Origin of the sequence: Bradyrhizobium tropiciagri (assembly GCF_001189845.1) — a bacterium.
In the GTDB taxonomy this organism is placed as follows: domain Bacteria; phylum Pseudomonadota; class Alphaproteobacteria; order Rhizobiales; family Xanthobacteraceae; genus Bradyrhizobium; species Bradyrhizobium tropiciagri.
This window is the reverse complement of sequence record NZ_LFLZ01000085.1, coordinates 1-25,047: the sequence shown is the minus strand read 5'-3', so window position 1 is coordinate 25,047 and position 25,047 is coordinate 1. Positions and strand designations below refer to the sequence as shown.

22 protein-coding genes and 2 pseudogenes are annotated in these 25,047 nt (G+C 65.4%); 16 read left to right on the top strand and 8 right to left on the bottom strand.

What is annotated here, in order from left to right:
• Positions 1 to 107: 107 nt before the first annotated feature.
• A complete protein-coding gene (locus tag AKN84_RS38755; protein ID WP_050425654.1) occupies positions 108 to 1,178 on the top strand; it encodes a hypothetical protein in 1,071 nt (356 codons plus the stop codon).
• A gap of 238 nt (positions 1,179 to 1,416) precedes the next feature.
• Complete coding sequence (locus AKN84_RS38750) at positions 1,417 to 3,900, top strand: putative bifunctional diguanylate cyclase/phosphodiesterase (protein WP_050425653.1); 2,484 nt, start codon at positions 1,417 to 1,419, stop codon at positions 3,898 to 3,900.
• A 15-nt stretch (positions 3,901 to 3,915) separates the two neighbouring features.
• Here AKN84_RS38750 and AKN84_RS38745 read toward each other — a convergent pair whose 3' ends face one another.
• Together AKN84_RS38745 and thrS are read right to left on the bottom strand one after the other, a co-directional pair.
• Positions 3,916 to 4,479, bottom strand: a complete 564-nt coding sequence (locus AKN84_RS38745) for a nitroreductase family protein (protein WP_050425664.1) — start codon at positions 4,477 to 4,479, stop codon at positions 3,916 to 3,918.
• A gap of 84 nt (positions 4,480 to 4,563) precedes the next feature.
• Complete coding sequence (thrS, locus tag AKN84_RS38740) at positions 4,564 to 6,612, bottom strand: threonine--tRNA ligase (RefSeq protein WP_050425652.1); 2,049 nt, start codon at positions 6,610 to 6,612, stop codon at positions 4,564 to 4,566.
• A 227-nt stretch (positions 6,613 to 6,839) separates the two neighbouring features.
• Between thrS and AKN84_RS38735 the strand changes: the two genes are divergently transcribed.
• Both AKN84_RS38735 and AKN84_RS38730 read left to right on the top strand, forming a co-directional pair.
• A complete protein-coding gene (locus AKN84_RS38735; protein ID WP_050425651.1) occupies positions 6,840 to 8,120 on the top strand; it encodes a COG3904 family protein in 1,281 nt (426 codons plus the stop codon).
• A 106-nt stretch (positions 8,121 to 8,226) separates the two neighbouring features.
• The gene (locus AKN84_RS38730) at positions 8,227 to 9,360 is read left to right on the top strand and encodes an MFS transporter (RefSeq protein WP_050425663.1); all 1,134 of its coding nucleotides are present in this window, start codon (positions 8,227 to 8,229) and stop codon (positions 9,358 to 9,360) included.
• Positions 9,361 to 9,369: 9 nt separating this feature from the next.
• On the opposite strand, the gene AKN84_RS48255 is transcribed toward AKN84_RS38730, so the two are convergent.
• Together AKN84_RS48255 and yidD are read right to left on the bottom strand one after the other, a co-directional pair.
• Positions 9,370 to 9,537, bottom strand: a complete 168-nt coding sequence (locus AKN84_RS48255; protein WP_167351900.1) for a hypothetical protein — start codon at positions 9,535 to 9,537, stop codon at positions 9,370 to 9,372.
• A gap of 112 nt (positions 9,538 to 9,649) precedes the next feature.
• Positions 9,650 to 9,961 carry a membrane protein insertion efficiency factor YidD gene (gene yidD, locus AKN84_RS38725; protein WP_050425650.1) on the bottom strand — a complete coding sequence of 104 codons (312 nt, stop codon included), beginning with the start codon at positions 9,959 to 9,961 and terminating at the stop codon, positions 9,650 to 9,652.
• A 282-nt stretch (positions 9,962 to 10,243) separates the two neighbouring features.
• Between yidD and AKN84_RS38720 the strand changes: the two genes are divergently transcribed.
• Positions 10,244 to 11,161 (top strand): COG3904 family protein, encoded by a 918-nt coding sequence (locus tag AKN84_RS38720; protein ID WP_050425649.1) that lies wholly within the window; start codon positions 10,244 to 10,246, stop codon positions 11,159 to 11,161.
• 44 nt (positions 11,162 to 11,205) lie between these two features.
• Here the strand turns inward: AKN84_RS38720 and AKN84_RS38715 are convergent, their stop codons facing one another.
• On the bottom strand, positions 11,206 to 11,652 hold the full coding sequence (locus AKN84_RS38715) for an iron-sulfur cluster assembly scaffold protein (protein WP_050425648.1): 447 nt from the start codon (positions 11,650 to 11,652) through the stop codon (positions 11,206 to 11,208).
• A gap of 238 nt (positions 11,653 to 11,890) precedes the next feature.
• Between AKN84_RS38715 and folE the strand changes: the two genes are divergently transcribed.
• The 10 genes and pseudogenes from folE to AKN84_RS38665 all read left to right on the top strand — a co-directional run bounded on the left by folE (position 11,891) and on the right by AKN84_RS38665 (position 20,806).
• Complete coding sequence (gene folE, locus AKN84_RS38710; protein WP_050425647.1) at positions 11,891 to 12,571, top strand: GTP cyclohydrolase I FolE; 681 nt, start codon at positions 11,891 to 11,893, stop codon at positions 12,569 to 12,571.
• Between the two features lie 28 nt (positions 12,572 to 12,599).
• On the top strand, positions 12,600 to 13,028 hold the full coding sequence (hisI, locus tag AKN84_RS38705; RefSeq protein WP_050425646.1) for a phosphoribosyl-AMP cyclohydrolase: 429 nt from the start codon (positions 12,600 to 12,602) through the stop codon (positions 13,026 to 13,028).
• A gap of 202 nt (positions 13,029 to 13,230) precedes the next feature.
• Entirely contained in the window at positions 13,231 to 13,842 is a 612-nt protein-coding gene (locus AKN84_RS38700) for a c-type cytochrome (RefSeq protein ID WP_128971539.1), read from the top strand.
• Positions 13,843 to 13,855: 13 nt separating this feature from the next.
• Positions 13,856 to 15,106, top strand: coding sequence for a c-type cytochrome (locus tag AKN84_RS38695; protein WP_050425644.1), 1,251 nt, complete (start codon positions 13,856 to 13,858; stop codon positions 15,104 to 15,106).
• Positions 15,107 to 15,218: 112 nt separating this feature from the next.
• Positions 15,219 to 15,398 carry a hypothetical protein gene (locus tag AKN84_RS38690; RefSeq protein ID WP_050425643.1) on the top strand — a complete coding sequence of 60 codons (180 nt, stop codon included), beginning with the start codon at positions 15,219 to 15,221 and terminating at the stop codon, positions 15,396 to 15,398.
• A complete protein-coding gene (locus AKN84_RS38685; protein ID WP_050425642.1) occupies positions 15,398 to 15,961 on the top strand; it encodes a cupredoxin domain-containing protein in 564 nt (187 codons plus the stop codon). The genes AKN84_RS38690 and AKN84_RS38685 overlap by 1 nt, the downstream gene beginning before the upstream one ends.
• A pseudogene (locus AKN84_RS38680) lies at positions 15,951 to 17,575 on the top strand (cbb3-type cytochrome c oxidase subunit I). Before AKN84_RS38685 ends, AKN84_RS38680 begins: the two are co-directional and overlap by 11 nt.
• On the top strand, positions 17,572 to 18,363 hold the full coding sequence (locus AKN84_RS38675) for a c-type cytochrome (protein ID WP_050425641.1): 792 nt from the start codon (positions 17,572 to 17,574) through the stop codon (positions 18,361 to 18,363). The pseudogene AKN84_RS38680 and the gene AKN84_RS38675 overlap by 4 nt, the downstream one beginning before the upstream one ends.
• Before the next feature lie 92 nt (positions 18,364 to 18,455).
• Complete coding sequence (locus AKN84_RS38670; protein WP_050425640.1) at positions 18,456 to 19,460, top strand: transglycosylase SLT domain-containing protein; 1,005 nt, start codon at positions 18,456 to 18,458, stop codon at positions 19,458 to 19,460.
• A 164-nt stretch (positions 19,461 to 19,624) separates the two neighbouring features.
• Positions 19,625 to 20,806, top strand: a complete 1,182-nt coding sequence (locus AKN84_RS38665; RefSeq protein WP_050425639.1) for a DUF2336 domain-containing protein — start codon at positions 19,625 to 19,627, stop codon at positions 20,804 to 20,806.
• Between the two features lie 63 nt (positions 20,807 to 20,869).
• Here the strand turns inward: AKN84_RS38665 and AKN84_RS38660 are convergent, their stop codons facing one another.
• The 3 genes and pseudogenes from AKN84_RS38660 to AKN84_RS38650 form a co-directional block, all read right to left on the bottom strand.
• Positions 20,870 to 21,448 carry an Hpt domain-containing protein gene (locus tag AKN84_RS38660; RefSeq protein ID WP_050425638.1) on the bottom strand — a complete coding sequence of 193 codons (579 nt, stop codon included), beginning with the start codon at positions 21,446 to 21,448 and terminating at the stop codon, positions 20,870 to 20,872.
• 9 nt (positions 21,449 to 21,457) lie between these two features.
• Positions 21,458 to 22,002 (bottom strand): annotated as a pseudogene (locus tag AKN84_RS38655) (response regulator).
• 105 nt (positions 22,003 to 22,107) lie between these two features.
• Positions 22,108 to 22,887, bottom strand: a complete 780-nt coding sequence (locus tag AKN84_RS38650) for an NAD kinase (protein WP_050425637.1) — start codon at positions 22,885 to 22,887, stop codon at positions 22,108 to 22,110.
• Between the two features lie 254 nt (positions 22,888 to 23,141).
• Here AKN84_RS38650 and AKN84_RS38645 point away from each other — a divergent pair, with 254 nt between their 5' ends.
• Entirely contained in the window at positions 23,142 to 24,746 is a 1,605-nt protein-coding gene (locus AKN84_RS38645) for a S10 family peptidase (protein WP_050425636.1), read from the top strand.
• Positions 24,747 to 25,047: the final 301 nt, after the last annotated feature.

The following is a 25,047-nucleotide window of genomic DNA, read 5'->3' as shown; positions in this document are numbered from 1 at the left end:
CATCAGCTTGATCGAGCGGTTCCAAATGGGGGGACAGCCCCGCCAGGACTGTGACGAAGCTTCGACGAAGGCTTGAATTTGCCGCGTTTTCGTTGAAAAGCATTGACATGACTACGAGGGGCAACGGCATCGGCGGATGCGGGCGGGGCATGCGGCTCCTTCCGCTATTGACGCTTGCGGCATTTTTGCTCGCCCTGATCCCCGGTTCCGCCTCCGCGCAGTTCTTCAGCGACCGGCCGCCGCCGATCCCGCCGGCCTCGGTGCCGGACGTGCCGTCCGGCCCGGCGCTCAATCTGGCGCCACCGTCCGGATCCGGTTCAGGGCCCGTTCTGCCCGGCCCGTTGACCCAGCCGACCATCGTCCAGCCGTCGATTGCGACCGTGCCTCCGGTCACGCCACCGGCCGGCTCGCCGACCGCCGGACAGGCGGTGCTGTCGCTGGCGGCGCGCTACGGCAAGGATCTGCCGGTCATCAATGCCGGGCTGGTGTGGCGGGTGTTCGCCGACAAGCCGGATGACAACGGCACCTACAAGCTGATTCGCGAGGAACGCGGGGCGACGCCCAACGTGGTGCTGCCGCCCGGCAACTATGTCGTCCATGTCGCGCTCGGCCTCGTCAGCGCGGTGCGCGCCGTCAGCCTGAAGTCGGAGACCGACCGCGAGTCGTTCGTGCTGCCGGCCGGGGGCCTGCGGATCGAGGGCCGGGTCGGCTCGAGCAAGATCCCGGCCAACCAGATTTCGTTCGCGATCTACAAGGGCAGCCAGTTCGACGGCTCGGACCGCGGACCGCTGGTGCCCAACGTGTCCGCCGGCGACGTCGCGCTGCTGCCGGAGGGGACCTATTACATCGTCTCCAACTATGGCGACGCCAACTCGGTGGTGCGCTCCGACATCCGCGTCGCGGCGGGCAAGCTGACCGACGTCACCGTCACGCATCGCGCAGCCGTCATCACCCTCAAGCTGGTCAGCGAGAAGGGCGGCGAGGCACTCGCCAACACCGCGTGGTCGGTGATCACGCCGGGCGGCGACGTGATCAAGGAATCGATCGGCGCGTTCCCGCGCGTCGTGCTCTCTGAAGGCGAGTATCGTGCGATCGCCAAGAACGAGGGCAAGGTGTTCGAGCGTCCGTTCAACGTCGTCAACGGCGTTGACGGCGAAGTCGAGGTCGTGGCCCGCTGACGCCCGACCGCATTGCATTTCATGCAACTGTCATAGTCTCTAACGCGAACTAACCATCGCGCGAATTTGAGCTGTCATAATCGCTGGCAGCGACCCGCGGCATTGGCCATTTTTACATGACGTTAAGCCGCGGCATGACTTGGATGCCACGGGGATTTTGGTTTGAGCATGATCTTTCCGGAAAACCGCTTCGCACTTTTCCGGATCATGCTCGTCGTTCGCGTCAACGGGGCGTGCCATGGTCATGGCCAACAAGAAATCTGCAAAGACACCGGCCAAGTTCAATTCCGAGATGTTCGCCGACGTTCCGGTTCTGCAGCGCAAGTGGCAGGCGGCGGTCCGTCTCGGTGAAAGGCTGCCGCATTATGAAGACGTGATGCTCGGCAGCCTCGGCCGGCTTGCGGACCATATCGTGTTGTTGCGCGACGTCGACGGCGTGCTGTGCGCTTCGCATACCGGCCGCTATGTGCAGACCTGGCTCAACGACGAGCGCTGGGACATTCCGCTCAGCGCGCTGCCGCCGGACTGCGCGACGGCGTTGACCGAGGCCGCCGCGAACGCGCGCGAGAACTGCCGGCCTTATCTGGCGTCGGCGCATTGCGTGCGCGATGGCCTGGTGCGGACCTTCGACGTGCTGGCGTTGCCGACGCGGTCGCGCTGGGGCGGCATCCTGGTCGGCGTCTACGTCAACGAGCGCAACGCGCAGTACAATCTGCTCGACACGATTTTCTCGGCCACCGATGAAGGCGTGCTGTCGCTCGCCGCGATCCGCGATGCGCGGGGCGAGGCGGCCGATTTCCAGATCGTTCATCTCAACCAGGGCGCAGCCAGGCTCCTGATGCAGCCGGCGACCGAATTGCTGTGGCGCCGGCTCAGCGCCGGGGGCAATCCGCTTGCGGCGCCGCCGGTCATGAACCGCCTGCGTGAGCTGGTCGGAAGCGGTCCTGGCGGCCAGTTCGAGATCGACAGTGGCGATCGCTGCCTGCGGCTCGGCGTCACGGCGTTCGGCGACATGCTGTCGCTGACCGTCTCCGACGTCACCGCGCTGAAGCAGCGTGAGGTGTCGTTCCGCCTGCTGTTCGAGAACAACCCGATGCCGATGTGGGTGTTCGACGCCGTCACGATGGAATTCCTCAGCGTCAACGACGCGGCCGTTCAGCACTACGGGTATAGCCGCGACAGATTCCTGGGCATGACGCTGCGCGAGATCTGGCCGGAGGACGAGTGGGGCGTGCACAGCGCCGCCTTGCGCGAGATCGGCGATGTCTATCAATCGAGCCGCGACTGGCGCCACATCAGGGCCGACGGCACCGAGATCCATGTGCTGACGTTCGGACGAAAGGTGGCGTTCGAGGGCCGCGACGGCTACCTGGTCGCGGTGGTCGACATCACCGAACGCCGTGCCGCCGAAGCGCGGATCGCGCACATGGCGCACCATGATGGTCTCACCAACCTGCCGAACCGGGACTTCTACCAGGAGCGCCTGCGCGAGGCGCTGGAGCGCAGCCGGACCGGCAACAAGCGCGTCGCGGTGATGTGCGTCGATCTCGACCTGTTCAAGAACGTCAACGACTCCTTCGGGCATCCGATGGGCGACCGGCTGCTCAAGCTGGTGGCGGAACGGCTGCGCGAGGTGGTCCGCGACGACAATGTCGCGGCCCGCCTCGGCGGCGATGAGTTCGCGATCGTGCTTGCCGCCGATGTCTCGCCGAACGAGGCGAGCGCGTTCGCCGAGCGGCTGATCGATGCCCTGAGCGCGCCCTACACGATCGACGGGCTCGAAGTCGTGGTCGGCGCCAGCGTCGGCATCGCTTTGTCGCCGGGCGACGGCACCACGTCGGAAGAGCTGATGCGCAATGCCGACATGGCGCTGTATCGCGCCAAGTCCGAGGGCGGTGGCGTGCATCATTTCTTCGAGCCGGAGATGGATCAGCAGGCGCAGAAGCGCCGTGACATGGAGCGCGATCTGCGCGCCGCCTTCACGAACGGCGAGTTCGAGCTGCACTACCAGCCGCTGGTCGATATCGCCGCCGACCGCATCTCGGGTTTCGAGTCGCTGCTGCGCTGGCGGCACCCGCAGAAGGGCATGGTCTCGCCCGCGGAGTTCATCCCGGTCGCGGAAGACATCGGCCTGATCGTCGCGCTCGGCGAATGGGTGCTGCGTGAAGCCTGCGCCGAGGCGATGAAGTGGCCGGCCGACGTGAAGGTTGCCGTCAATCTGTCACCGGTGCAGTTCCGCAGCCGCAATCTGGTGCAGGCCGTGATCTCGGCGCTGGCGCATTCCGGCCTGCCGGCGCGGCGGCTCGAGCTCGAGATCACCGAGTCGGTATTCCTCGCGGAGACCGAGGCCAACCTTGCGATTCTGCATCAGCTGCGCGAGCTCGGCGTCAGCATCTCGATGGACGATTTCGGTACCGGCTATTCCAGCCTGAGCTATCTGCGCAGCTTCCCGTTCGACAAGATCAAGATCGACCGTTCCTTCGTGAAGGATCTGGCGCGCCGCTCCGATTGCCTGGCGATCGTGCGCGCGATCTCCGGCCTCGGCCGCAGCCTCAAGATCACCACGACCGCGGAAGGGGTCGAGACGACGGACCAACTCGACTGGCTGCGCGCCGAAGGCTGCAACGAGGTGCAGGGGTTCCTGTTCAGCGCGGCGAGGCCGGGAAGTGAGATCGCGGCCCTGCTGAGTAGCTTTGCGGAGCGCGCGTCGAAGGCGGCGTGAGATCGCGCATCCCGTTCAGAACCGCGTCACGATATCCGTCAGCGCCGGGCGCGGGCGATCCTCGCTCGGCCTGGTCGGCGTTCCGATGTGAATGAGGCCGGCGAGCTTCTCGTCCGGCTTGAGGCCGAGACCGTCGAGCACGTCGCGGTCGAAGGCGAACCAGCCGGTCAGCCAGCAGGCGCCGTAGCCGAGCGCGGTTGCCGCAGTGACGATGTTCATCGCGCTGGCGCCGGCCGACAATTCCTGCTCCCACGGCGGCACCTTCGGGTGCGGCTTGGTGAAGGAGACCACGCCGATCACCAGCGGCGCGTCGGTCAGGCGCTTCTTCTCGACCTCGATATCGGCGGCCGGCGCGCCGGGATTCTTGCGGGCGAACACCTTCGCGATCACGTCGCCGGCGCGCACCCTTGCATCGCCCTCGAACACGATGAAGCGCCAGGGCGCCAGCTTGCCGTGGTCGGGCACCCGCGCGCCGATGGTCAGGATGGTCTCGAGCTCGGCCGCGGACGGGCCCGGGCCGGTCATCTCGCGCGGTTTCATCGAGCGGCGTGTCTTCAGGAGTTCAATGGCATCGGGCACGGAAATGTCCTTCAAAGGGAGTCGTACCCCCAAGATGGGGGCACGACCAAGCCTGCGAAAGCCAGTTTAGACCGATTGTGAAGATCAGGCGACGGATCGCGCCTGCTTCACGTCCGGCGGCGTCGCTTCATCGACCAGCGCGGCGATCGCCTCATCGGTCGGCATCACGGTCTGGCGCTCGCTGCCGAGGCGGCGGACCGAGACCGAATGCGTCTCGGCTTCCTTCTTGCCGACGACGAGCAGGGCCGGGATCTTGGCCAGCGAATGCTCGCGGACCTTGTAGTTGATCTTCTCGTTGCGCAGATCGATCTCGACGCGCAGGCCGGCGCGGCGCGCCGCGGCCGCCACCACCTTGGCGTATTCGTCGCCTTCGGAGGTGATGGTCGTGACCACGAGCTGCGTCGGCGCCAGCCACAGCGGGAAGTTGCCGGCATAGTGCTCGATCAGGATGCCGATGAAGCGCTCCATCGAACCGCAGATCGCGCGATGCACCATGACCGGCGCCTTCTTCGAGCCGTCGTGGTCGATGTAGAACGCGCCGAACCGTTCCGGCAGGTTGAAGTCGACCTGGGTGGTGCCGCACTGCCAGTCGCGGCCGATGGCGTCGCGCAGAACATACTCGAACTTCGGCCCGTAGAACGCGCCTTCGCCCGGATTGATCTCGGTGCGGATCCGGTTGCTGCCCTTGGCCTTGATCTCGGACAGCACGGTCGCCATCACGCGCTCGGCATGATCCCACATCTCGTCGGTGCCGACCCGCTTCTCCGGCCGCGTCGAGAGCTTGACCGTGAGCTCGCCGTCGAAGCCGAAATCGGCATAGGTCGACAGGATCAAATCGTTGATCTTGAGACACTCCTCGGCGAGCTGCTCCTCGGTGCAGAACACGTGGGCGTCGTCCTGGGTGAAGCCGCGCACGCGCATCAGGCCGTGCATCGCGCCTGACGGCTCGTAGCGGTGCACGACGCCGAACTCGGCGAGCCGCAGCGGCAGGTCGCGGTAGCTCTTCAGCCCGTGCTTGAAGATCTGGACATGGCCCGGGCAGTTCATCGGCTTCAGCGCGAACCAGCGCTTGTCCTCGGCCTCGTCACCGGCGGATTGCGCCGCGAACATGTTCTCGCGGTACCAGTCCCAGTGACCGGAGGTCTCCCACAGCACCTTGTCGAGGATCTGCGGCGCATTGACCTCGTTGTAGTCGCCGAGCAGCCGGCGCCGCATATAGGCGATCAGCTGCTGGAAGATGGTCCAGCCCTTGGGGTGCCAGAACACCACGCCTGGGCCTTCCTCCTGGAAGTGGAACAGGTCGAGCTCGCGGCCGAGCTTGCGGTGGTCGCGCTTCTCGGCCTCCTCGATCTGCTTCAGATACGCGTCGAGGTCTTCCTGCTTGGCGAACGCCGTGCCGTAGATGCGGGTCAGCATCGGATTGTTGGAATCGCCGCGCCAGTAGGCGCCCGCCACCTTCATCAGCTTGAAGGCGTTGCCGACCTTGCCGGTCGAGGTCATGTGCGGACCGCGGCAGAGATCGAACCAGTCGCCCTGGAAATAGATCTTGATCGGCTCGTTGCCGGGAATGGCGTCGACCAGCTCGACCTTGAAGGCCTCGCCCTTGTCGCGGAACACCTGTTTTGTCTTTTCGCGATCCCAAACCTCTTTCGTGAAGGGCTTGTCGCGCGCGATGATCTCGCGCATCCGCTTCTCGATCGCGGCAAAATCTTCCGGCGTGAACGGCTCGTTGCGGAAGAAGTCGTAGTAGAAGCCGTTCTCGATCACCGGGCCGATGGTGACCTGGGTGCCGGGCCACAGCGATTGCACGGCTTCGGCGAGCACATGCGCGGCATCGTGCCGGATCAGCTCCAGCGCGCGCGGGTCTTCGCGGCCGATCAATTCGATTTTGGCGTCGGCTTCGATCGGATCGTTGAGGTCGGCAAGCGTGCCGTCGAGTGCCATCGCGACGGTGCGCTTGGCGAGCGAGGGCGAAATGCCGCGGGCGATGTCGAGGCCGGTGGTCCCTTTCGGGAAATCGCGCCTCGCTCCATCAGGAAAGGTGAGGGCGATCTTGTTCACGGGTTCTGCGGGTTTGAGGTTCGAGAGGCTGTACTGGAATCCGGATTCGGATTTGGGCGGCGTGTCGGCCATGATGTCTCCTGTAGCTCACTCCTGCGAACGAGCGCAGGTAAGCGGAAAGCAGCGGTATAGCAGGGGATTTGACGCCTGCAATCCGGCAATATCAAGAAATTGGGCCTCCCGCCGCACCGAATCGAGGGAAGCTCGCCTGCGCCTGACGACTGTGATCGTTGCGACGCTGGCGATCATCGTCTAACGTCAATTGCCCATTCCCCGACATCGCGCGCTCCGCAAGGTTCATGTTTTCCCGTCTTCTGTTCTTCGTGGCGTTGCTTCTGATCCCGGGCGTGTTGCGGGCGGAAGAAGCACCGGTCGAGAAGGCCGGGTTCGCGAAAAAGCTGACCATCTATCTCGCCAAGGGACCGGCGAATGCCTGCGGCGCCGGTTGCGATCGCTGGATCGCGATCGAAGGCGAGATCGATCGGGATGCGGCGGCACGGGTTCGCAGCTTCCTGCTCGCAGTCAAGGACCCGCAGCTTCCGATCTATCTTCATTCGCCGGGCGGCAATGTCGAGCAGTCCTATGCGATCGCGCGGTTTCTGCGCGCGCGCAAGGCGACCGCACGGGTCGGCCGGACCAGCGTGCCGGCCTGTTCCACGGGCACGCAGATCGACGCCGCCTGCCTGAAGATCAAGGCTGCGAAAGGGGAGGTCGAGGCTGAACTCGCCACACGCAACGCGATGTGCGTCTCGGCCTGCGCCTATCTGTTCCTGGGCGCGACCGACCGTGAAGTGGCGCCGGACTCGGTGCTCGCGGTGCATAACTCCAGGCTGATGTTCGTGGTCCACGGCCATCCGCCGCCGCAGGTCGTCGCGGACTTCAGGCGGCGCGAGATGGTGAGCGCCGATCGCGACCGCAACGTGTTCCTCGCGGCGATGGGAATCAGCCGCGAGCTCAGCGACCTGATCCGGACCGTGAAGTTCGAGAACCTGCACGTGCTGACGCGTCCGGAACTCTATCGATTCGGAATCGACACGCGGCCGTTGCCGGACACGCTGTGGGCGGTGGAGAAGGAAACGCGGCCCTATGTCCGCAAGATCGTGCAGCAGAAAAAGGGCGACGGCAGCTCGTTCCGCATGATGGAGTGGCGGCTGTTCTGCGAGCACAAGGATCGCGGGCGCCTGATGTTCGTGCGTGAATTCGACGAGGGCGCCGTCGGCAAGAGCACGATGGTGATGATGGCCGGCGTCACCAAGGCAATCGCATTCGGCAGGTTGCCGGCGCGGTTCGGCAAATACGAGGTCTGGAGCGATCCGGTGACCGCGGACATCGTCAAGGCGATGACCGCGGTCCCGCAGCTGCAGATCGGCGAAAGCGCGCTGTCGCCCGACGGCAAGCCGGATCCCACGAGGCCCGGCGTCGCGACATTCGATATCGACACGACCGGGCTCGAGCAGGGATGGACGCAGCTTCTGGCGTCATGTCCCGTTGCGACCGCAGGTCCCAAGCCTGCAAGCCCGTGGCCGGCGGCTGCGTCACCGAGCGTCAACGCGGCGCCGGCGGCATCGCCGTCGCCATGAACGCAAGTGGCGCAAATCGATCACGTGCCATGCATTTAGATGCAGTTGCATTGAAATCGGGGTCTGCTATCAACGCGGCGTGAAACGCTTCGCTCCCACCGCATTGATGCTCGGCAACATCGTCACCGGCTGCTCGGTGCTGGCGCCGGCCGGCATGCTGGCGGAGCTGTCGAGCGGACTCGGCGTCACGATCCACACCGCGGGCCTCCTGATCACCTTCGGCGCGATCGTGCTGTGCGTGGGCTCGCCGGTGACGGCGTGGCTGACCAGCCGGTTCGAACGGCGAGCCTTGCTGACGGTGACGCTGCTGGTGCTGACGCTGACCAACGCGGCATCCGCCTTCGCGCCGGACTACGACAGTCTCCTGGTCATCCGCCTGGTGATGCTCGCGGTCGGCGTCCTCTATACACCGCAAGCGGCCGGCACCGCGGCGCTGATCGTGCCGGTGGAAAAGCGCGGCAGCACGATCGCCTATATCTTCCTCGGCTGGTCGCTCGCCGCTGCGATCGGGCTGCCGCTGATCACCTTCATCGCAAGCCGTTACGGTTTTCGCGCGACCTATGGTGCGATCGCGCTGACCGGGCTCGTGAGCTGCGTGCTGCTGTGGTGGCGGCTGCCCGGCGGATTGCACGGCGCGCCGGTCGATCTCAGGACCTGGGCCGATCTCGGCCGCAATCCGACCGTCATCCTGCTGCTGTCGATCACGACGTTGCAGATGTCCGGCCAGTTCGTGGTGTTCACCTTCATGGGACCGCTGCTCGCCAAGCTGACCGGCGCGAACGCGGACGCGGTCGGCATCGTGTTTGGGCTCTACGGCATCTTCGGGTTCGTCGGCATTGCGATCGCGACACGCATTGTCGATTCCTGGGGCGCCTGGAAAACCTCGGTGCTGTTTACCGTGATGCTGCTCGCAGGCGTCGCCGTCTGGGCGCTGAGCGCCGGCGCCTATGCCTTGATGGCGGCTTCGGTGGCGGTGTGGGGCCTCGGCTTTGCGTCGACCAATTCGATGCAGCAGGTGCGGCTGGTCGGCGCGGCGCCGGCGCTTGCATCGGCGTCGGTCTCGCTCAACACCTCGGTGCTGTATATCGGCCAAGCCATCGGCTCGGCGATCGGCGGATTGCTGTTCGCGCGCGAATGGCTGCTGAGCGCGGGCTACGTGGCCACAGCCTTCGTTGCAGCGGCGCTTGTAGTGGTGGTCATCACGCGGCCGCGATCGGCGCGTGCTGCCGCAGCCGAGTGAGCTTGCGTGTCACCACTTCACGCTCTGGCTCGGCACGATGAACGCCGTCGTGCTCGGCTTGGTCGCGTTGTGAGTAAAGTAGCCGAAGGCGGCAACGATCACGACGAGCAAGGCAAGTACGGCCAGCAAATCGATCTGCCGGGGATCGTGACCGTTGTGGCTGATTTTCCAGCGCATTGTTGTTTCCTCCCCAAGAAGCAGCAAGGGGGCACTGAAACAATGCGCCAACTATCGCCACAGTTCCGTCCGGCAGCGATGCGCGCCGGGCTTGGGAGCGCTGCAGAATCGATCAGGTGTCGTTGACGCCGCGCCAGCGGCCATAGCGCCAGGGCACATACCAATGCGCGCCCGGCGGTTTGACCGGCGGCACGTTGTCGATCCCGGAGGTGCCCCAGGGCTGGCAGCGCAACAGCCGCGCCAGCGTCATCCACCCGCCGGCCCACAACCCGAAGCGCTCGATCGCTTCATCGCCATAGACCGAGCAGGTCGGCAGATGGCGGCAGTTGTAGCCGACCAGCGGCGACAGCGTGTGCCGGTAGATCCAGATCAAGGCGCGGCCGAAGTTCCGCGGCAAGCGGCGCGCGGTTGTGGCACACTCCATGCATCGTGGATGGTATGGTGTTGAATGATCGGTCGACGGCATACCCAAGTATGTACGTAGTCTTGCGGGGGTTCCAAGCCAAGGAACTGTTCTGTTGCAGATATTTACGCCACAGTTCGCTATTATCGCACGGCGCTGGTCGCGGTGCAGCAAAGGTCCTATGGACGGTCCAGGTCAGCAAGGCTACCGTTCCCATAACGCGCCGATGACAGAATCGTGGCGCTTTGCCATGGGGCCGTTGCCACCGCTCGCATCACCAAGGGCTTTGGGGAAGGAACCAAATTGAGGCTCGTCAGGTCGCTCTCGTTGCGCAGTTGGGTGCTCACCGGCGCCGTTGCCTTTTGCTTCGCGATTTCCGGAACCGTCACGACGACGGGGAGTTCCGCGCGGGCCAGCTCGACCCTCGAAGAGCGCAAGCTGCCGATGAAGTTCAGCTGGATCGCCTGCCAGCCGAATTGCCGCGGCTGGGTGTCGGCGGTCGGCATCATCACGGCCGATAGCCCGAAGGAGTTCGACGAGTTCGCGCGCAGCCGCCAGCTTAACGGCGCCACCATCGTGCTCGATTCCAGCGGCGGCTCGGTCAACGACGCGATCGCGCTCGGCCGCCGCTTCCGCGGTCTCGGCGCGCTGACCACGGTCGGCACCAGCGTCGTCGGCCAGGCCGCGCATGGCGACCGCGCGAGCGTGCTGCCGGATGCCTATTGCGAGTCGATGTGCGTGTTCCTGCTGCTGTCGGGCAAGACGCGCTACGTTCCACCAGCGGCTCACGTCCGCGTGCATCAGATCTGGATGGGCGACCGCGCCGACGATGCCAAGTCCGCCAGCTACACCGCGCAGGACCTGATGATCGTCGAGCGCGACATCGGCCGCCTTGCCAAGTACACCTTCGACATGGGCGGCGCGGGTGAGCTGCTGTCGCTCGCACTCAGCGTGCCGCCATGGGAAGACCTGCACGAATTGTCGGCGGCTGAATTGCGGCTGACCAATCTCGTCACCACCGATGCCGTCGCCGACGTGCTGCCGCGGCAGGACAATTCAATTCCCATGGCCGAGGCGAAGCCGAAGAACAACGATCGCTTCCTGAGCACCGCCATGGAGGGTGAGGTGCAGCCGCAGGCCGCGAGGGCGACCAAGACCGCCGAGGCCGCCGTTCCGGTCGGCGCCAGCGCCGCGCCGCCGCCGGTCCAGCCGGCTCAGTAGGAGAGGGCCTGCGCCGGCAGCAAGGCTTACGCAGGCAGTAAGGCTTACGCCGGCTGCTTTGCCTTGGCCTCGATCTGGCCGATCGCATCGACCACGGCGTCGAACGTCAAGAGCGTCGAGGCATGACGGGCCTTGTAGTCGCGCACCGGCTCGAGCAATGCGATGTCGGCCCATTTGCCCCCCTGCGGGGGCTGGCCATTTTCCTTCAGCATCTTGCGGACGGTCTCGCGCAAGTCGCGCAGCTCCGCTGCGGTCGACCCCACCACATGGCTCGCCATGATCGAGGAGGAGGCCTGGCCGAGCGCGCAGGCCTTTACGTCATGGGCGAAGTCGGTCACCACGGGGCCGTCCATCTTGAGATCGACCTTGACGGTCGAACCGCACAATTTGGAGTGCGCGGTGGCGCTGGCGTCCGGGTCGGACAGCCGTCCGAGGCGCGGAATATTGCCGGCCAACTCAATGATCCGCTTGTTGTAAATGTCGTTCAGCATGGGGACAGATGCCTGGTTCCGGCCGTGCCGGGCGCTCTTGGCGGCTGGGATTCACCGTCCTATATATGGACCGCAGCGCCGGAAACATAGCCCGGCCATGCGACCACCGCGGACCACATCCGCCGTTGTGGTGCTACAAAAGGGGACTCAGGCGCCCGGCGGTTCGATGATCCGCCCCGTCTGCCCGGTGACACATCCGGCCCGAGGGCAGTGCCAGGGCCGGTCGAACGGAGAAGACATGGACGCCTTGATCAAACCGATTCGCCCGAACAAGCCGGCTGACGCGAAGCCAGGCGAGCTCGACCCTTCAGAATTCTTGGCGGCGGCCGTCCGTGCCGATCAGCCGCGCCCGTCGCGGGCGGAGGCCGAGGACGCCGTGAAGACGCTGCTCGCCTATATCGGTGAGAACACCGGCCGCGAGGGCCTGCTCGACACGCCGCGCCGCGTCGTCGAAGCCTATGACGAGCTCTATCAGGGCTACCATCAGTGCCCGGCCGAAGTGCTCAACCGCACCTTCGGCGAGACCGCCGGCTACGACGATTTCGTTCTGGTCCGCGACATCGAGTTCACCTCGCAGTGCGAGCATCACATGATGCCGTTCTACGGCAAGGCGCATATCGCCTACACGCCGGTGGAGCGCGTCGTGGGGCTCTCCAAGCTGGCGCGGCTGACCGACATCTTCGCCCGCCGCCTGCAGACCCAGGAGCATCTCACCGCGCAGGTCGCAGCCGCGATCGACGAGGTGCTGAAGCCCCGCGGCGTTGCCGTGCTGATCGAGGCGGAGCATACCTGCATGTCGGTGCGCGGCGTCGCCAAGCATGGCGCATCGACCTTCACCAGCCGCTTCACCGGCATGTTCCGCGACAATCCGGCGGAGCAGCAGCGTTTCCTGTCCCTGGTGCGAGGACCGAACCGGTAACCTCGCATTTTCCTGAGCGAGGTTTTCCGTGTCCGCATCGACCCACGATCACGACCGCGAAGAGGGGCTGGACTTCCAGCCCAAATTCGACGCGACCGGTCTTGTGACCTGCGTCGCGACCGATGCTGTGACCGGCGACGTGCTGATGGTCGCGCACATGAACGACGAAGCCCTGCGCAAGACGATCGCGACCGGCGAAGGCTGGTACTTCAGCCGCTCGCGCAACGCGCTGTGGCGCAAGGGCGAGAGCTCGGGCCAGACCCAGCGCGTGGTCGAGATCCGGATGGATTGCGATCAGGACGCGGTGTGGATCAAGGTCGAGCAGATCGGTGCCGCCTGCCACACCGGACGGCGCTCCTGCTTCTATCGCGCGGTGAAGGGCGAGGGCGGCGACGTCAGCCTGTCCTTCGTCGACGCCGAGCGGCTGTTCGATCCGTCGCAGGTCTACCGCAAATAAACTCTTGATCTGAATCAAAGACGACGCGTCGAATTCTTGCGCTTCGTTGCCTCCAGTTTCGCGATGTGGCTATAGTCTCACCGTCGCGCTGGGGGCCAAAACGGTGATGGATCGTTTTCTACCGCTGACCGCGTTGCTAGCGCTCGTTGCGCTACCCATCGATGCCGCCCGATCGCAGACGACCGAGCGTGCGCCCGATACCATGGCCGCGCGCGTCCTCGCCTGCGCACCCTGTCACGGCGCCGAAGGCGAGGGCACCAGCGACGCGTATTTTCCGCGTCTTGCCGGCAAGCCGGCCGGCTACCTCTACAACCAGCTGATCGCGTTCAGGGATGGACGGCGGAAATATCCGCCGATGAACTACCTGCTGGAGTTTCAGACTGACGATTACCTGAAGAAGATCGCCGAGTATTTCGCTTCGCTGCGGCCGGCATTTCCACAGCCGGTCCCGCCGGTCGACAGCAAGGAGGTCCTGGCGCGCGGCGAGGAGATCGTGAAGAACGGCGATGCGCAGCACGGCATTCCGCCGTGTTCGGCCTGCCATGGTCCTGCATTGGGCGGCATGGAGCCCGGCATTCCCGGCCTGCTTGGCCTGCGCGCGGCCTATATTAGCGGCCAACTCGGCGGGTGGCGCTACGGCACGCGCACCGCGCTGGCTCCCGATTGCATGCAAATCGTCGCGAGCCTGCTGACGGAGGACGATGTGAAGGCGGTGGCCGCCTACCTGTCGTCACGTCCGGCGCCGGCCGATCCGTCCTTCGCGCCGCGAGGCAGCCTGCCGATGCCGCTCGAATGCGGCAGCGAACCGCACTGAAGGGATCGTGCCGATGTCGCGAACCTCAACAGGACTGCTTGTCGGACTGCTGCTTGCACTGTCGCCCGCCACGGCATCGGCGCAGCAGAAGGCAGCCGATCCGGCCGTCATCGCCAAGGGCGAATATCTCGCGCGCGCCGGCGATTGCATCGCCTGTCACACCGCGCGCGAAGGCAAGACCTTTGCCGGCGGCCTTCCGATGAAGACGCCGTTCGGCACGCTCTACACGTCGAACATCACGCCCGACCCGCAGACCGGCATCGGCACTTGGACGTCGGACCAGTTCTACCAGATGATGCACAATGGCCGCTTCCCCGATGGCGGCCTGGTCTATCCGGCAATGCCATTCGCCTCCTACACCCAGGTGACGCGCGAGGACAGCGACGCGATCTACGCCTATTTGCGCACGGTGCCGCCGGTCAAGCAGCTCAACAAGCCGCACGACCTGACGTTCCCGTTCAACAACCGCTCGCTGATCCTCGGATGGCGCACGCTGTTCTTCAGGGAAGGCGAGTTCAAGCCTGACCCCACCAAGTCGGCGGAATGGAATAGAGGCAATTATCTGGTCGAGGGGCTGGGTCATTGCGGTATGTGTCACACCCCGATCAACGCGCTTGGCGGCAGCAAGCAGTCGCAGGCCTTCGAGGGCGGCCTGATCCCGATGCAGAACTGGTACGCGCCGTCGCTGACCTCCAACAAGGAGACGGGGCTCGGCGACTGGACGATCGAGGAAATCGTCGACTATCTGCGCAAGGGCGTGTCCGCCAAGGGCGCCGTGTACGGGCCGATGGCCGAGGTCGTCTACAACAGCCTGCAATATCTCAACGATGATGATGTGCGCGCGATGGCGGTCTATCTGAAGGGCCTTGCGCAGGGCGGTGCCCCGGAAAAGGCATCGACCTCGCTGCCGTCGGCCGAGAGCAGCCTGCTGCTGTCCTTTGGCAAGTCGATCTATGACCGCGACTGCGCGAGCTGTCATGGCGCGACCGGGCAGGGCATGCCGCCGGACTATCCGCCGCTCGCCGGCAACCAGTCGATCCAGATGGTCTCCGCAGTGAACCCGATCCGGATGGTGCTCAATGGCGGATACCCGCCGGGCACGTCAGGCAATCCGATGCCCCACGGCATGCCGCCGTTCGCGCAGAAGCTGTCGGACGACGAGGTCGCGGCTGTCGTGACCTACATTCGAACCGCCTGGGGCAACCGCGGCGAGCCGGTGTCGGCGCGGCAGGCAAACGAGCTGCGTGCAGCAACACTGAACTAAGCATGATCCGGAAAAGTGCGAAGCGGTTTTCCGAAGAGATCATGCTCAAACAGGGAGCCGAGGCGTGATGACGATTCAATCTGATCCCATCGCGCTCTAGGAGAACGCGGTCATGATCAACTCATCGTCGCCGCAACCGTCGGCATCGGGATCGGAAGACGAGCATGTCGAGACCATCGTGCGCGCCGGCCCAGGCGGCGCGATTGCGGTCGCGGGCATTGCGACGGCTATCGTGGTCGGATTGTGGTTTGCATTCTATCTGCTGGTCTTCCTGCCGCGGAGCGCTCCCTGATGGCGACAGAGACGGACCATAGTCTCGGCGAAGCGGTTGCGGCGCGGATCGAGCGGCGCTGGGCGACGCTGTCGATCGTCATCGTTGGCGTGCTGGTCGGCATGGCGGCCTATATCGGCATCCATCAGGCGACGATGCCGCAGGGCCGGGTCGAAACCGCCGATCCGAAGACGCTGCATCTGTCCGGCGAATTCCTCGAGAGCAATCTCGGCAGCGAACTGGCGGCCGACGGCTCGGTCACCGTGCGCGCGATCGGCCAGCAATATTCCTTCACGCCGCAATGCATCGTGGTGCCCGCGGAGACTCCGATCACCTTCCGCGCCACCAGCGCCGATGTCGTCCACGGCTTCCTGATCGAGGGCACCAACATCAACACGATGCTGGTGCCGGGCTACATCACGGACCTGCCGGTGCGCTTCAAGGCGCCGGGCGATCACGTGATGCCGTGCCAGGAATTCTGCGGCATCGGCCACCAGGGCATGTGGGGCAGGGTCAAGGTGGTCGACAAGTCCACATTCCGCGACATGGCGGCGGCGAAGCGGAGGCTGACCTGTGTTGACTAACAAGCGGCTGATAGCTGCGCATTTTTGGCTCGCCTTCATCGTGTTTGGCGCCGCGCTGGTGCTCGGTGCCTGGCAGATGTTCGTGCGCAGCCCGCTCAACGCCTGGCATTTCAATCCGGAGTTTTACTATCGCTCGGTCACCGCGCATGGCTCGGCGATGGGGTACGTATTCCCGACGCTGATCGCAATGGGATTCGGCTATGCGATCACCGAAGCCTCGCTGGAGAAGGCGCTGATCGGACGGCGCTGGGCCTGGGCTGGTTTCTTCCTGGTCGCCGTCGGCGCAGTTGTCGCGATGATTCCGGTGTCGCTGGGCCTCGCCTCGGTGCTCTACACCTTCTATCCGCCGATGGTCGGCAATCCCTTCTACTACATCGGCGTCGTCATGGTCGTGGTCGGCTCATGGATCTGGGTCGCGCTGATGGTGATCAACTTCGCGATCTGGAAGCGCGAGAACCCGGGCAAGCCGGTGCCGCTTGCGATGTACGCCAATGTCGCGGGCTCCCTGCTCTGGGCGTGGACTGCGGTTGGCGCGGCGCTCGAGATCCTGTTCCTGATCCTGCCCGTCGCGCTCGGGCTCAAATCCACAATCGATGCGGGGCTGGCGCGCGTGTTCTTCTCGTGGACGCTGCATGCCATCGTCTATTTCTGGCTGATCCCGACCTACATCGCCTATTACACGATCTTCCCGCGGGCGATCGGCGGCCGGCTCTATAGCGATGCGATGGCGCGGATCTCGTTCATCCTGTTCGTCGTGGTGGCGATGCCGATCGGCGTGCATCATCTGTTTGCCGACCCGCAGGTCGCGCCGGCTTCAAGTTCATGCACTCGGTGTTCACCGGCCTGGTCGCGCTGCCGACGCTGCTCACCGTCTTCACGATCTGCGCGTCGGCGGAGATCGCGAGCCGCCTGTGCGGCGGCCGCGGCGCATTCGGCTGGATCCGCGCGCTGCCTTGGTCCAATCCGATCATGCTGGCGACCGCGCTGTCGCTGGTGATGCTCGGCTTCGGCGGCGCCGGCGGCCTGATCAACATGAGCTATCAGCTCGACGCCACCGTGCACAACACGCAGTGGATCACCGGCCATTTCCACCTGATCTTCGGCGGCGCCATCGTCATCATGTATTTTGCCATTGCCTATGATCTGTGGCCGCATGTGACGGGCCGCGCGCTGGACAGCTTTGGCCTGATGCGGACGCAGCTCTGGCTGTGGTTCATCGGCATGATCGTGACCACGTTCCCGTGGCACTATGTCGGCATCCTCGGCATGCCGCGCCGCATGGCGTTCTATGACTATGCCAACCCCGCGATCGCGCCGCAGGCCTTTTCCGTCACCATGTCGGCGATCGGCGGCTTCATCCTGCTGCTGTCCGGCCTGCTGTTCCTGCTGGTGCTGGTCCGCGGCCAGTTCGGCGCGCGAGACGAGGCGAGTGCCTACCGCTTCGCGGTGCCGCTGCACATGCCGGCACGGATTCCGGTCGCGCTGAACTCGTTCGGCCTGTGGCTCGCCTTGATGGTCGGTCTCACCGTGGTGAACTACGGCTTCCCGATCGCGCAGTTGATGGCGCTGAGCGAGACCAATGCGCCCGCGGTTTATGTCGGAGCTGGCCGATGAGCGATCATCCGCTGTTCTCCCCGCGCAATCCCTGGTTCGGCGTCAGCATCGGCATCACGGCCGGCATTGCGGTGCTGTCGGCGGTCGTCGGCCTGATCTGGCTGCCGCTGCTCCAGCCCCACCTCCAGCTTGCCGGCGTCTGGGACGCGATCTGCAGCGCGGCCGGCGTTCCCCGCGCTGCCGTGCAGGAAGCGAGCATCAAGCCGGATTTCAAAACCTCCAAGGTCGTGATGACGTCGGAGATGCTGACCAAGGCGGATCAGGTCTCGATCGGGCGGGGTGCGACGCTGGCGCAGCGCTGCGCGATCTGCCATGGACCGCAGGGCGTCAGCGACGCCCATTCACCGAACCTCGCCGGACAGTTCGCCGCGGTGACGTACAAGGAGCTCAACGACTTCAAGACCGGCGCGCGAGTCAGCGTGGTGATGAGCCCGTTCGCGGCGGCCATGAGCGATCAGGACATGAAGGACGTTGCGGCCTATTACGCCTATTTGCCGCGGGTGCCTTCGAACAACCTGGATACCGGGCGCGCCGCGCCGGCGGTGGTGGTGACGGGCGCCCCGATGCGCAACATCCCGCCCTGCGGCTCCTGCCACGGCGATATCGACAACAAGGCGGGAAGCCCCTGGCTCGGTGGCCAGTCGGCGGTCTACATCAAGGCCCAGCTCGAGGCCTTTGCGTCCGGGGCGCGGCGCAACGACATCAGCGAGCAGATGCGCAACATCGCCCGCCAGATGACGGCTGAAGAGATCGACCAGGTCGCGCACTACTACGAGGCCCAGCCCTGAGCAGGGCGGTCTTAACGCGCCGTTAACCATAATTACGGCAGGTTGACAGGACATGGGTGCCGATTGCCGGCGCCCGGCAAGGCACCGGATCAATGGCGGTCGACCTCTTCACTGCGACGGCTTCGGCGGGTGTCGATCCTTCGCGCCTGAAGGTCGCGAGCTCGATCAAGCAGGCGGCCGCGACCACCGGCACCAGCTTCGAATATCTGCTCACCACCGCGAAGATGGAATCCAATTTCAATCCGCGGGCCGGCGCCACCACCTCGTCGGCGCATGGGCTGTATCAGTTCATCGACCAGACCTGGCTCGGCACCGTCAGGGAGGCCGGGAGCCAGCTCGGCTATGGCCAATATGCCGACGCCATCACCAAGAATTCCGACGGCAGCTATTCGGTCAGCGATCCCTCCGCGCGGAGCGCGGTGATGAAGCTGCGCGACGATCCCGATGCGGCGTCGTCGATGGCGGCGGCGCTGACGCAATCCAACAGCTTCAAGCTCACCGGCACGCTCGGCCGGCGTCCGACCGACGCCGAGCTCTATATGGCGCATTTCATGGGCGTCGGCGGCGCCGGCAAGCTGATCTCGAGCGCCGAGGACAGTCCGAGCGCCAGCGCGGCCGCGATGTTCCCGAAGGCGGCGGCGGCGAACCAGTCGATCTTCTACGACAAGTCGGGCAGCGCGCGCAGCGTCAGCCAGGTCTATTCGGTGCTGACCACGCGCTATGCGGCGGCGGCGAACTCGAAGGATACGCGCACCGCCTTCGCTGCGGCGGGCGGCGACACCATGAGCCCTTACGCGATCGCAAGCGTCGCGCCGACGCAAGCGGTGTCGATGGATACTGCGTCCTATCTCTCGACCTTCCCGAATGCCGGTGCGGCCTCATCAACCGGTGCGACCTCGACCGTCGCATCGGCGCAGCCGGCGCCGGCCTTCCGCTCGCTCTACCAGGGCGGCGAACGTTCGCAGCCGATTTCACCTGCGGTGCAGGAGCTGTGGGGCAATTCCTCCGCGCTGACCACCTCGGCGACGCCGAAGGTCCGTGCGCCCGGACGGCTCGATCTGTTCAGCGATCCGAACGGCACCTACAGCAACGGCTAGCGCCGCCTTGCTGCGCGCGCGAAGCCGCGCGCCAGTGCCGTCTTAACGAAACGTCAATAATCCCAAACGTTTATGGTGAACCCTTTGTTAAGCGTCATGGTTTATTTTTCCTTGTAGTTGGCGTCGTAAGTCGATGCCGTTTCGTTGCGTAAGCCGGAAGGACCATGATCGTTCGGCAGTTCATTAGTTGGATTAGGACCGCTCCGGCAGGCGAGCGGGCAGAGGCGACGCGGGCGTTGGCCCGGGCCTGGCTCATTTCAGATCTCACCGAGGACGACCGCATCGCAGCCGAAGGCGCGCTGCTGATGCTGCTCGACGACCCGTCGCCGCTGGTGCGACAGGCGATGGCCGAGGTGTTCGCACACAGTTCGGAGGCGCCGGCTGCGATCGTGCAGGCGCTGTCGGCCGATCAGCCGGCAATCGCGCTGCCGGTGCTGGAGCATTCACCGCTCTTGATCGATGCCGATCTCGTCGACATCGTCGCGACCGGCTCCGACGAGATGCAGTGCGCGATCGCGCGCCGCGTCAATCTTCCGGCCTCCGTCGCTGCGGCGATCGCCGAAGTCGGCTCGGCCGCGGCCGCGCTCGAGCTGATCGAGAATCCCTATGCCGGGCTTGCGCCATTCTCGTGGGACCGCATCGTCGAGCGCCACGGCCATCTTGCGGCCATCAGGGAATCGATGCTGGCGCTGGATGACCTGCCGTCCGCGACGCGGCTGGCGCTGGTCGCAAAGCTCTCCGACACGCTGGCGCAATTCGTCGTGGCGCGAAACTGGCTCGGCGCCGACCGCGCCGACCGCATCGCCGGCGAGGCGAAAGAGCGCTCCACGGTGAACATCGCCGCACGCGCTTTCGGCGACGACATGCAGAACCTGATCACCCACCTGCGCGCCACCGGCCGGCTCACCGCCGGGCTGATCCTGCGCGCGCTGCTGTCGGGCAATCTCGACCTGTTCGGCGCTGCGCTCGCCGAACTGTCCGGGCTGCCCTATGGCCGCGTCTCCGCGCTGCTGAACGACCGCGGCGGCAACGGGCTGCAGGCGCTGCTGCGGCGCGCCGGCCTGCCGGAATCGACCTATGCGGCGTTCCGCGTCGCGCTCGAGGCCAGCCACGAGGTCGGCTATGTCGACAGCGGCGACGGTGCGGCGCGGCTGCATCGCCGCATGGTCGAACGTGTACTGACCCATTGCGAGACCGATCATTCGGCGGCCGAGCCGCTCTTGATCCTGCTGCGCCGCTTCGCGACGGAATCGGCCCGCGAGGATGCCCGGATGTTCTGCGAGGAGCTTGCCGCCGAGGACGCGATCGCGGTGCTGCCCTACGACGACGATCTCATCGCGGCCTGACGGCCGCGCTTGCTGCGATTGACGATGATTGAAGCCGCGGCCATGCGCCGCGGCGCGCCGCCGCTATTCGCCGGGTACGATGCTCGGCGCGAGGATGGCCTCGAGATGCTCGGGGCGGTCGCGATTGGCGTGAGTCAGGAATTCATCGGCGATGCCGCGGAGCTGCTTGCTCAGCACGCCGGCCACAACCGCGGTGTCGAGCTTGGTGCGGTTGCGCACGATCGCCTGCACGGCGTTGATGTGGTGGGCGATCAGCTGGGCCGGCACGGTCGCGAGATCCGGCGCGTGCTCGATGATGCGGCACAGGCTCTCGGCGGCTGCTGCCGCCGACGGATAGCCGAACGTTGCGGCATCGCCCTTGATGTCGTGCGCGGCGCGGAACAGCTCCTCGCGCGTCTTGTCGTTGAAGCCTTCGCGCATCACGGTGGCGTGCGCGGCGGAGAGGCGGTCGGCCTCGATCGTCATCCATTCCTTGAACTCGCCCGATAGTCCGGCGAGCGCCTTTTCGGCGCGGCCGACCGGATCGTCGAGATCGCTCTCGGGCACGCGCAGCAGCATCTTGCGCAGCGGGTTCGGCTGCGTGATGACGTGGTGCGTGCCGAAACTCTTGACCTCGATCGTCCCGGGTTTGTCTTTCGCCATGGCGATATCCTAAATGGTCGAGCGCGCCTTCTCGAGCAGCGACGGCTGTTGCAGCACCTCGACCTCGCCGCTGCCGCGGCGTTCGGGGCCGATATAGGTGTTGGTGGTGTTGCGGCGGCGGTCGGGGCCGAAATAGGTCTTGGTCTTGATGAACGGGCGCGGGTTGGCGACCACGTTCATGATCCGCTGGTAGAGCCCTTGGCCGAGATCGGTTTGGCCAGGAATTCGGTGACGCCGGCATCGCGCGCCACCGTGACGCGGCGCTTCTCGGAATGCCCGGTCAGCATGATGATCGGCGCGTAGGGATTGCCCTTGGATTCCGGCTGCCGGATCATCTGCGCGAGCTCGAGCCCGTCGAAGATCGGCATCGACCAGTCAGTGATGACGATGTCGGGCACATAGTGCGTATACATCTCGAGCGCAGTGGCGCCGTCCTCGGCCTCATAGACTTCGCGCGCGCCGAACGAATGCAAAAGCGTGCGCAGGATGCGGCGCATGTGCGGATTGTCGTCGCAAATCAAAAATCGCAGCTTGTTGAAATCGATGCGATACATGGTCCGGTCCCGAGAGGGCATACCGGGCCAATGCGGTATTACCCGACGTTAACCATATCCCGCCCGGGGTTAATGATTGGTTGCCGGGCAGGGCGGGCGCGGCCGTCAGTAGCCGAACTGCTCGCGCAAGATGCGCTCCTCCAGCGAATGGCCGGGGTCGAACAGCATCCGCATCGCAATGGTCTTGTCGGAGAGCACCTCGACGCGGCGGACGTCGCGGACCTCGTCATGGTCGGCGACGGCGGCGACCGGGCGCTTCTCGCCCTCGATCACCTCGATCACCACGAAGGCGGAGTTCGGCAGCAGCGCGCCGCGCCAGCGCCGCGGCCGGAACGCGCTGATCGGGGTCAGCGCCAGCAGCGCCGCGTTGATCGGCAGGATCGGGCCCTGGGCCGAGAGATTGTAGGCGGTCGATCCGGCCGGCGTCGCCACCAGGATGCCGTCGGCCATCAGCTCGGGCATCCGCTCATGCTCGTCGATCAGGATGCGCAGCTTGGCGACCTGGTAGGTCTGCCGGAACAGCGCGACCTCGTTGATGGCGTGATGCAGATGCACGGCGCCGTGGATGTCGGTCGCGCGCATCAGGAGCGGATTGATCAGCGACTCCCGCGACGCCGCAAGCCGCGTGCGCAGATCATGCGTCGAATATTCATTCATCAGGAAGCCGACGGTGCCGCGATGCATGCCGTAGATCGGCTTACCGCTGCGCATGTTGGCGTGCAGCGTCTGCAGCATCAACCCGTCACCGCCGAGCGCGACCACGACGTCGGCGTCGGCGGCCGAATGGTTGCCGTACATCGCGGTCAGCTGCTCGAGCGCCGTCTGCGCTTCCGCACTCGCGCTGGCGACGAAGGCGATCTTGTCATACCGCTTGGGGCTAGCCATCGCTCACGAACTCTTTTGGCCCGGATTACGCCGCGCTCGTCTATACATCCCGGGCGGCCTTGTCGAGATGGTCCGGGAACGGACCGCACGCCACACCGGTGCCGCCAGGCTATCGTAGTTTATGGCCCCGAGCCCGGTTCTGACGACCCGGGCTCTAGATTTTGATTTTGACGCGTTTTCTTCACGCGAACCGGTATCCACTTCGCTCGAAAACGCTTTGATATGCGTAAACGTCGGCCCAGGGAGTGAACGGCATGGCTAACAGTTTTGCGACACGGCTCGCGGCAGCGCTGCTGGTGGCCTGCCTTGCAACCGCGGCGCGGGCCGAGGACGAGGCTCCGCAGCCGTCGCCGTCGCCGAGCGTGCAGGCCCCAAGCGGTCAGAATCCAAGCGGTCAGAGCCCAAGCGGCCAGAAGGGCCGGGAAGGCCGCGGCGAGGCGGGCTCCGGCGCCAATGCCGCGGCCAATGCGTCGACCGCCGAGCAGCACCGCCTGCCGCCGGACTCCACGACCAAGCAGTCGGTCGCGCTGCCGGGCCGCACGCTGAACTTCAGCGCGACTGCGGGCTCGATCCGCGTGTTCGACGACAAGGGCGAGCCGCTTGCCGACATCGCCTACACCTCCTACCAACTCGACGGCGCCGAGAAGGCGAACCGTCCGGTGACGTTCCTGTTCAACGGCGGGCCGGGCTCCGCGTCGGCCTGGCTGCAATTCGGAAATGTCGGGCCGTGGCGGCTGCCGTTCGACGGCGACGGCGCAGTGTCGTCGGCTTCGCCCGAATTGCAGGCGAATGCCGACACCTGGCTTGATTTCACCGATCTCGTCTTCATCGATCCGGTCGGCACCGGCTACAGCCGCTTCGTCACGACGTCTGAGGATGCGCGCAAGCGCTTCTTCACCGTCGACGGCGATGCCAATTCGGTCGCGCTGGTGATCCGCCGCTGGCTGGAGAAATACGACCGGCTGACCTCGCCGAAATATGTCACTGGCGAAAGCTATGGCGGCATCCGCGGGCCCAAGGTGGTGCGCAATCTGCAAATGCAGCAGGGCGTCGGCGTGCGCGGCCTGATCCTGATCTCGCCGGTGCTCGATTTCCGCGACTATGCCGGCTCCAGCATCCTGCAATATGTCGCGAGCCTGCCGACCATGGCGGCGGTCGCGCGGCAGTCCAAGGGACCGGTGACCCGCGAGGATCTCGCTGACGTCGAGAGCTACGCGCGCGGCGATTTCCTGCTCGATCTCGTCAAGGGGCAGGCCGACTCCGAGGCCACCACGCGCCTTGCCGACAAGGTCGCTAACCTGACCGGCATCGATCAGGCGGTGAGCCGCAGGCTCGCCGGCCGTTTCGACATCGGCGAATTCCGCCGCGAGTTCGATCGCAAGAACGGCAAGGTGACCGGCCGCTACGATGCGTCGGTCGAAGGCTTCGATCCCTATCCGGACTCCAGCTACTTCCGCTTCAACGATCCCTCGGGCGATCCCCTGATGGCGCCGCTAACCAGCGCCGCGGTCGACCTCACCACGCGCAGGCTGAACTGGCGGCCGGACGGCTCCTATCACCTGCTCAGCGAGACCGTGAACAAGGCCTGGGAGTTCGGTCACGGCATCAATCCGGCGGAGTCAGTGACGCAGCTGCGCCAGATGCTGGCGCTCGATCCGAAGATGAGGCTCCTGGTCGGCCACGGCCTGTTCGATCTCGCAACGCCGTACTTCGCCTCGAAGATCATTCTCGACCAGCTGCCGGCCTTCGCCGGTCCAAGCCGCACCAAGCTTGCGGTCTATCCGGGCGGCCACATGTTCTACTCCCGCGACGGCTCGCGCCAGGCGTTCCGCAAGGAGGTCGAGGCGCTGGTGAAGTGAGGGGGGCGTGGTGCGCTGACCGTTGCAAATATTCTCGTCGTCCTGGCGAAAGCCAGGACCCATAACCACCGAATTTGATTGTGAACGAAATCGTAGCCCCAGCGCCGCACCGCAATTGCCATTTGGGGTAATGGGTCCTGGCTTTCGCCAGGACGACGGCTGGATGGTTCTGGACAAGATTCCCTCCACGTGTCGTCCTGGCGAAAGCAGGGACCCATACTCCGTGGCTGTGCTGTGAACGGGATTCGTCGTTCCACCATCGCTCACCAATAACCATTCGTGGTTATAGGTCCCTGGTTTC

Coding starts and splice junctions, on each gene's coding strand:
- AKN84_RS38665 (WP_050425639.1), top strand. CDS start 19,625: ATGATCGTTCGGCAGTTCATTAGTTGGATTAGGACCGCTCCGGCAGGC.
- AKN84_RS38690 (WP_050425643.1), top strand. CDS start 15,219: ATGATCAACTCATCGTCGCCGCAACCGTCGGCATCGGGATCGGAAGAC.
- AKN84_RS48255 (WP_167351900.1), bottom strand. CDS start 9,537: ATGCGCTGGAAAATCAGCCACAACGGTCACGATCCCCGGCAGATCGAT.
- AKN84_RS38755 (WP_050425654.1), top strand. CDS start 108: ATGACTACGAGGGGCAACGGCATCGGCGGATGCGGGCGGGGCATGCGG.
- AKN84_RS38730 (WP_050425663.1), top strand. CDS start 8,227: ATGCTCGGCAACATCGTCACCGGCTGCTCGGTGCTGGCGCCGGCCGGC.
- AKN84_RS38660 (WP_050425638.1), bottom strand. CDS start 21,448: ATGGCGAAAGACAAACCCGGGACGATCGAGGTCAAGAGTTTCGGCACG.
- AKN84_RS38685 (WP_050425642.1), top strand. CDS start 15,398: ATGGCGACAGAGACGGACCATAGTCTCGGCGAAGCGGTTGCGGCGCGG.
- AKN84_RS38715 (WP_050425648.1), bottom strand. CDS start 11,652: ATGCTGAACGACATTTACAACAAGCGGATCATTGAGTTGGCCGGCAAT.
- AKN84_RS38735 (WP_050425651.1), top strand. CDS start 6,840: ATGTTTTCCCGTCTTCTGTTCTTCGTGGCGTTGCTTCTGATCCCGGGC.
- folE (WP_050425647.1), top strand. CDS start 11,891: ATGGACGCCTTGATCAAACCGATTCGCCCGAACAAGCCGGCTGACGCG.
- AKN84_RS38700 (WP_128971539.1), top strand. CDS start 13,231: ATGGCCGCGCGCGTCCTCGCCTGCGCACCCTGTCACGGCGCCGAAGGC.
- AKN84_RS38695 (WP_050425644.1), top strand. CDS start 13,856: ATGTCGCGAACCTCAACAGGACTGCTTGTCGGACTGCTGCTTGCACTG.
- AKN84_RS38670 (WP_050425640.1), top strand. CDS start 18,456: ATGGCGGTCGACCTCTTCACTGCGACGGCTTCGGCGGGTGTCGATCCT.
- AKN84_RS38645 (WP_050425636.1), top strand. CDS start 23,142: ATGGCTAACAGTTTTGCGACACGGCTCGCGGCAGCGCTGCTGGTGGCC.
- AKN84_RS38675 (WP_050425641.1), top strand. CDS start 17,572: ATGAGCGATCATCCGCTGTTCTCCCCGCGCAATCCCTGGTTCGGCGTC.
- thrS (WP_050425652.1), bottom strand. CDS start 6,612: ATGGCCGACACGCCGCCCAAATCCGAATCCGGATTCCAGTACAGCCTC.
- yidD (WP_050425650.1), bottom strand. CDS start 9,961: ATGGAGTGTGCCACAACCGCGCGCCGCTTGCCGCGGAACTTCGGCCGC.
- AKN84_RS38650 (WP_050425637.1), bottom strand. CDS start 22,887: ATGGCTAGCCCCAAGCGGTATGACAAGATCGCCTTCGTCGCCAGCGCG.
- AKN84_RS38750 (WP_050425653.1), top strand. CDS start 1,417: ATGGTCATGGCCAACAAGAAATCTGCAAAGACACCGGCCAAGTTCAAT.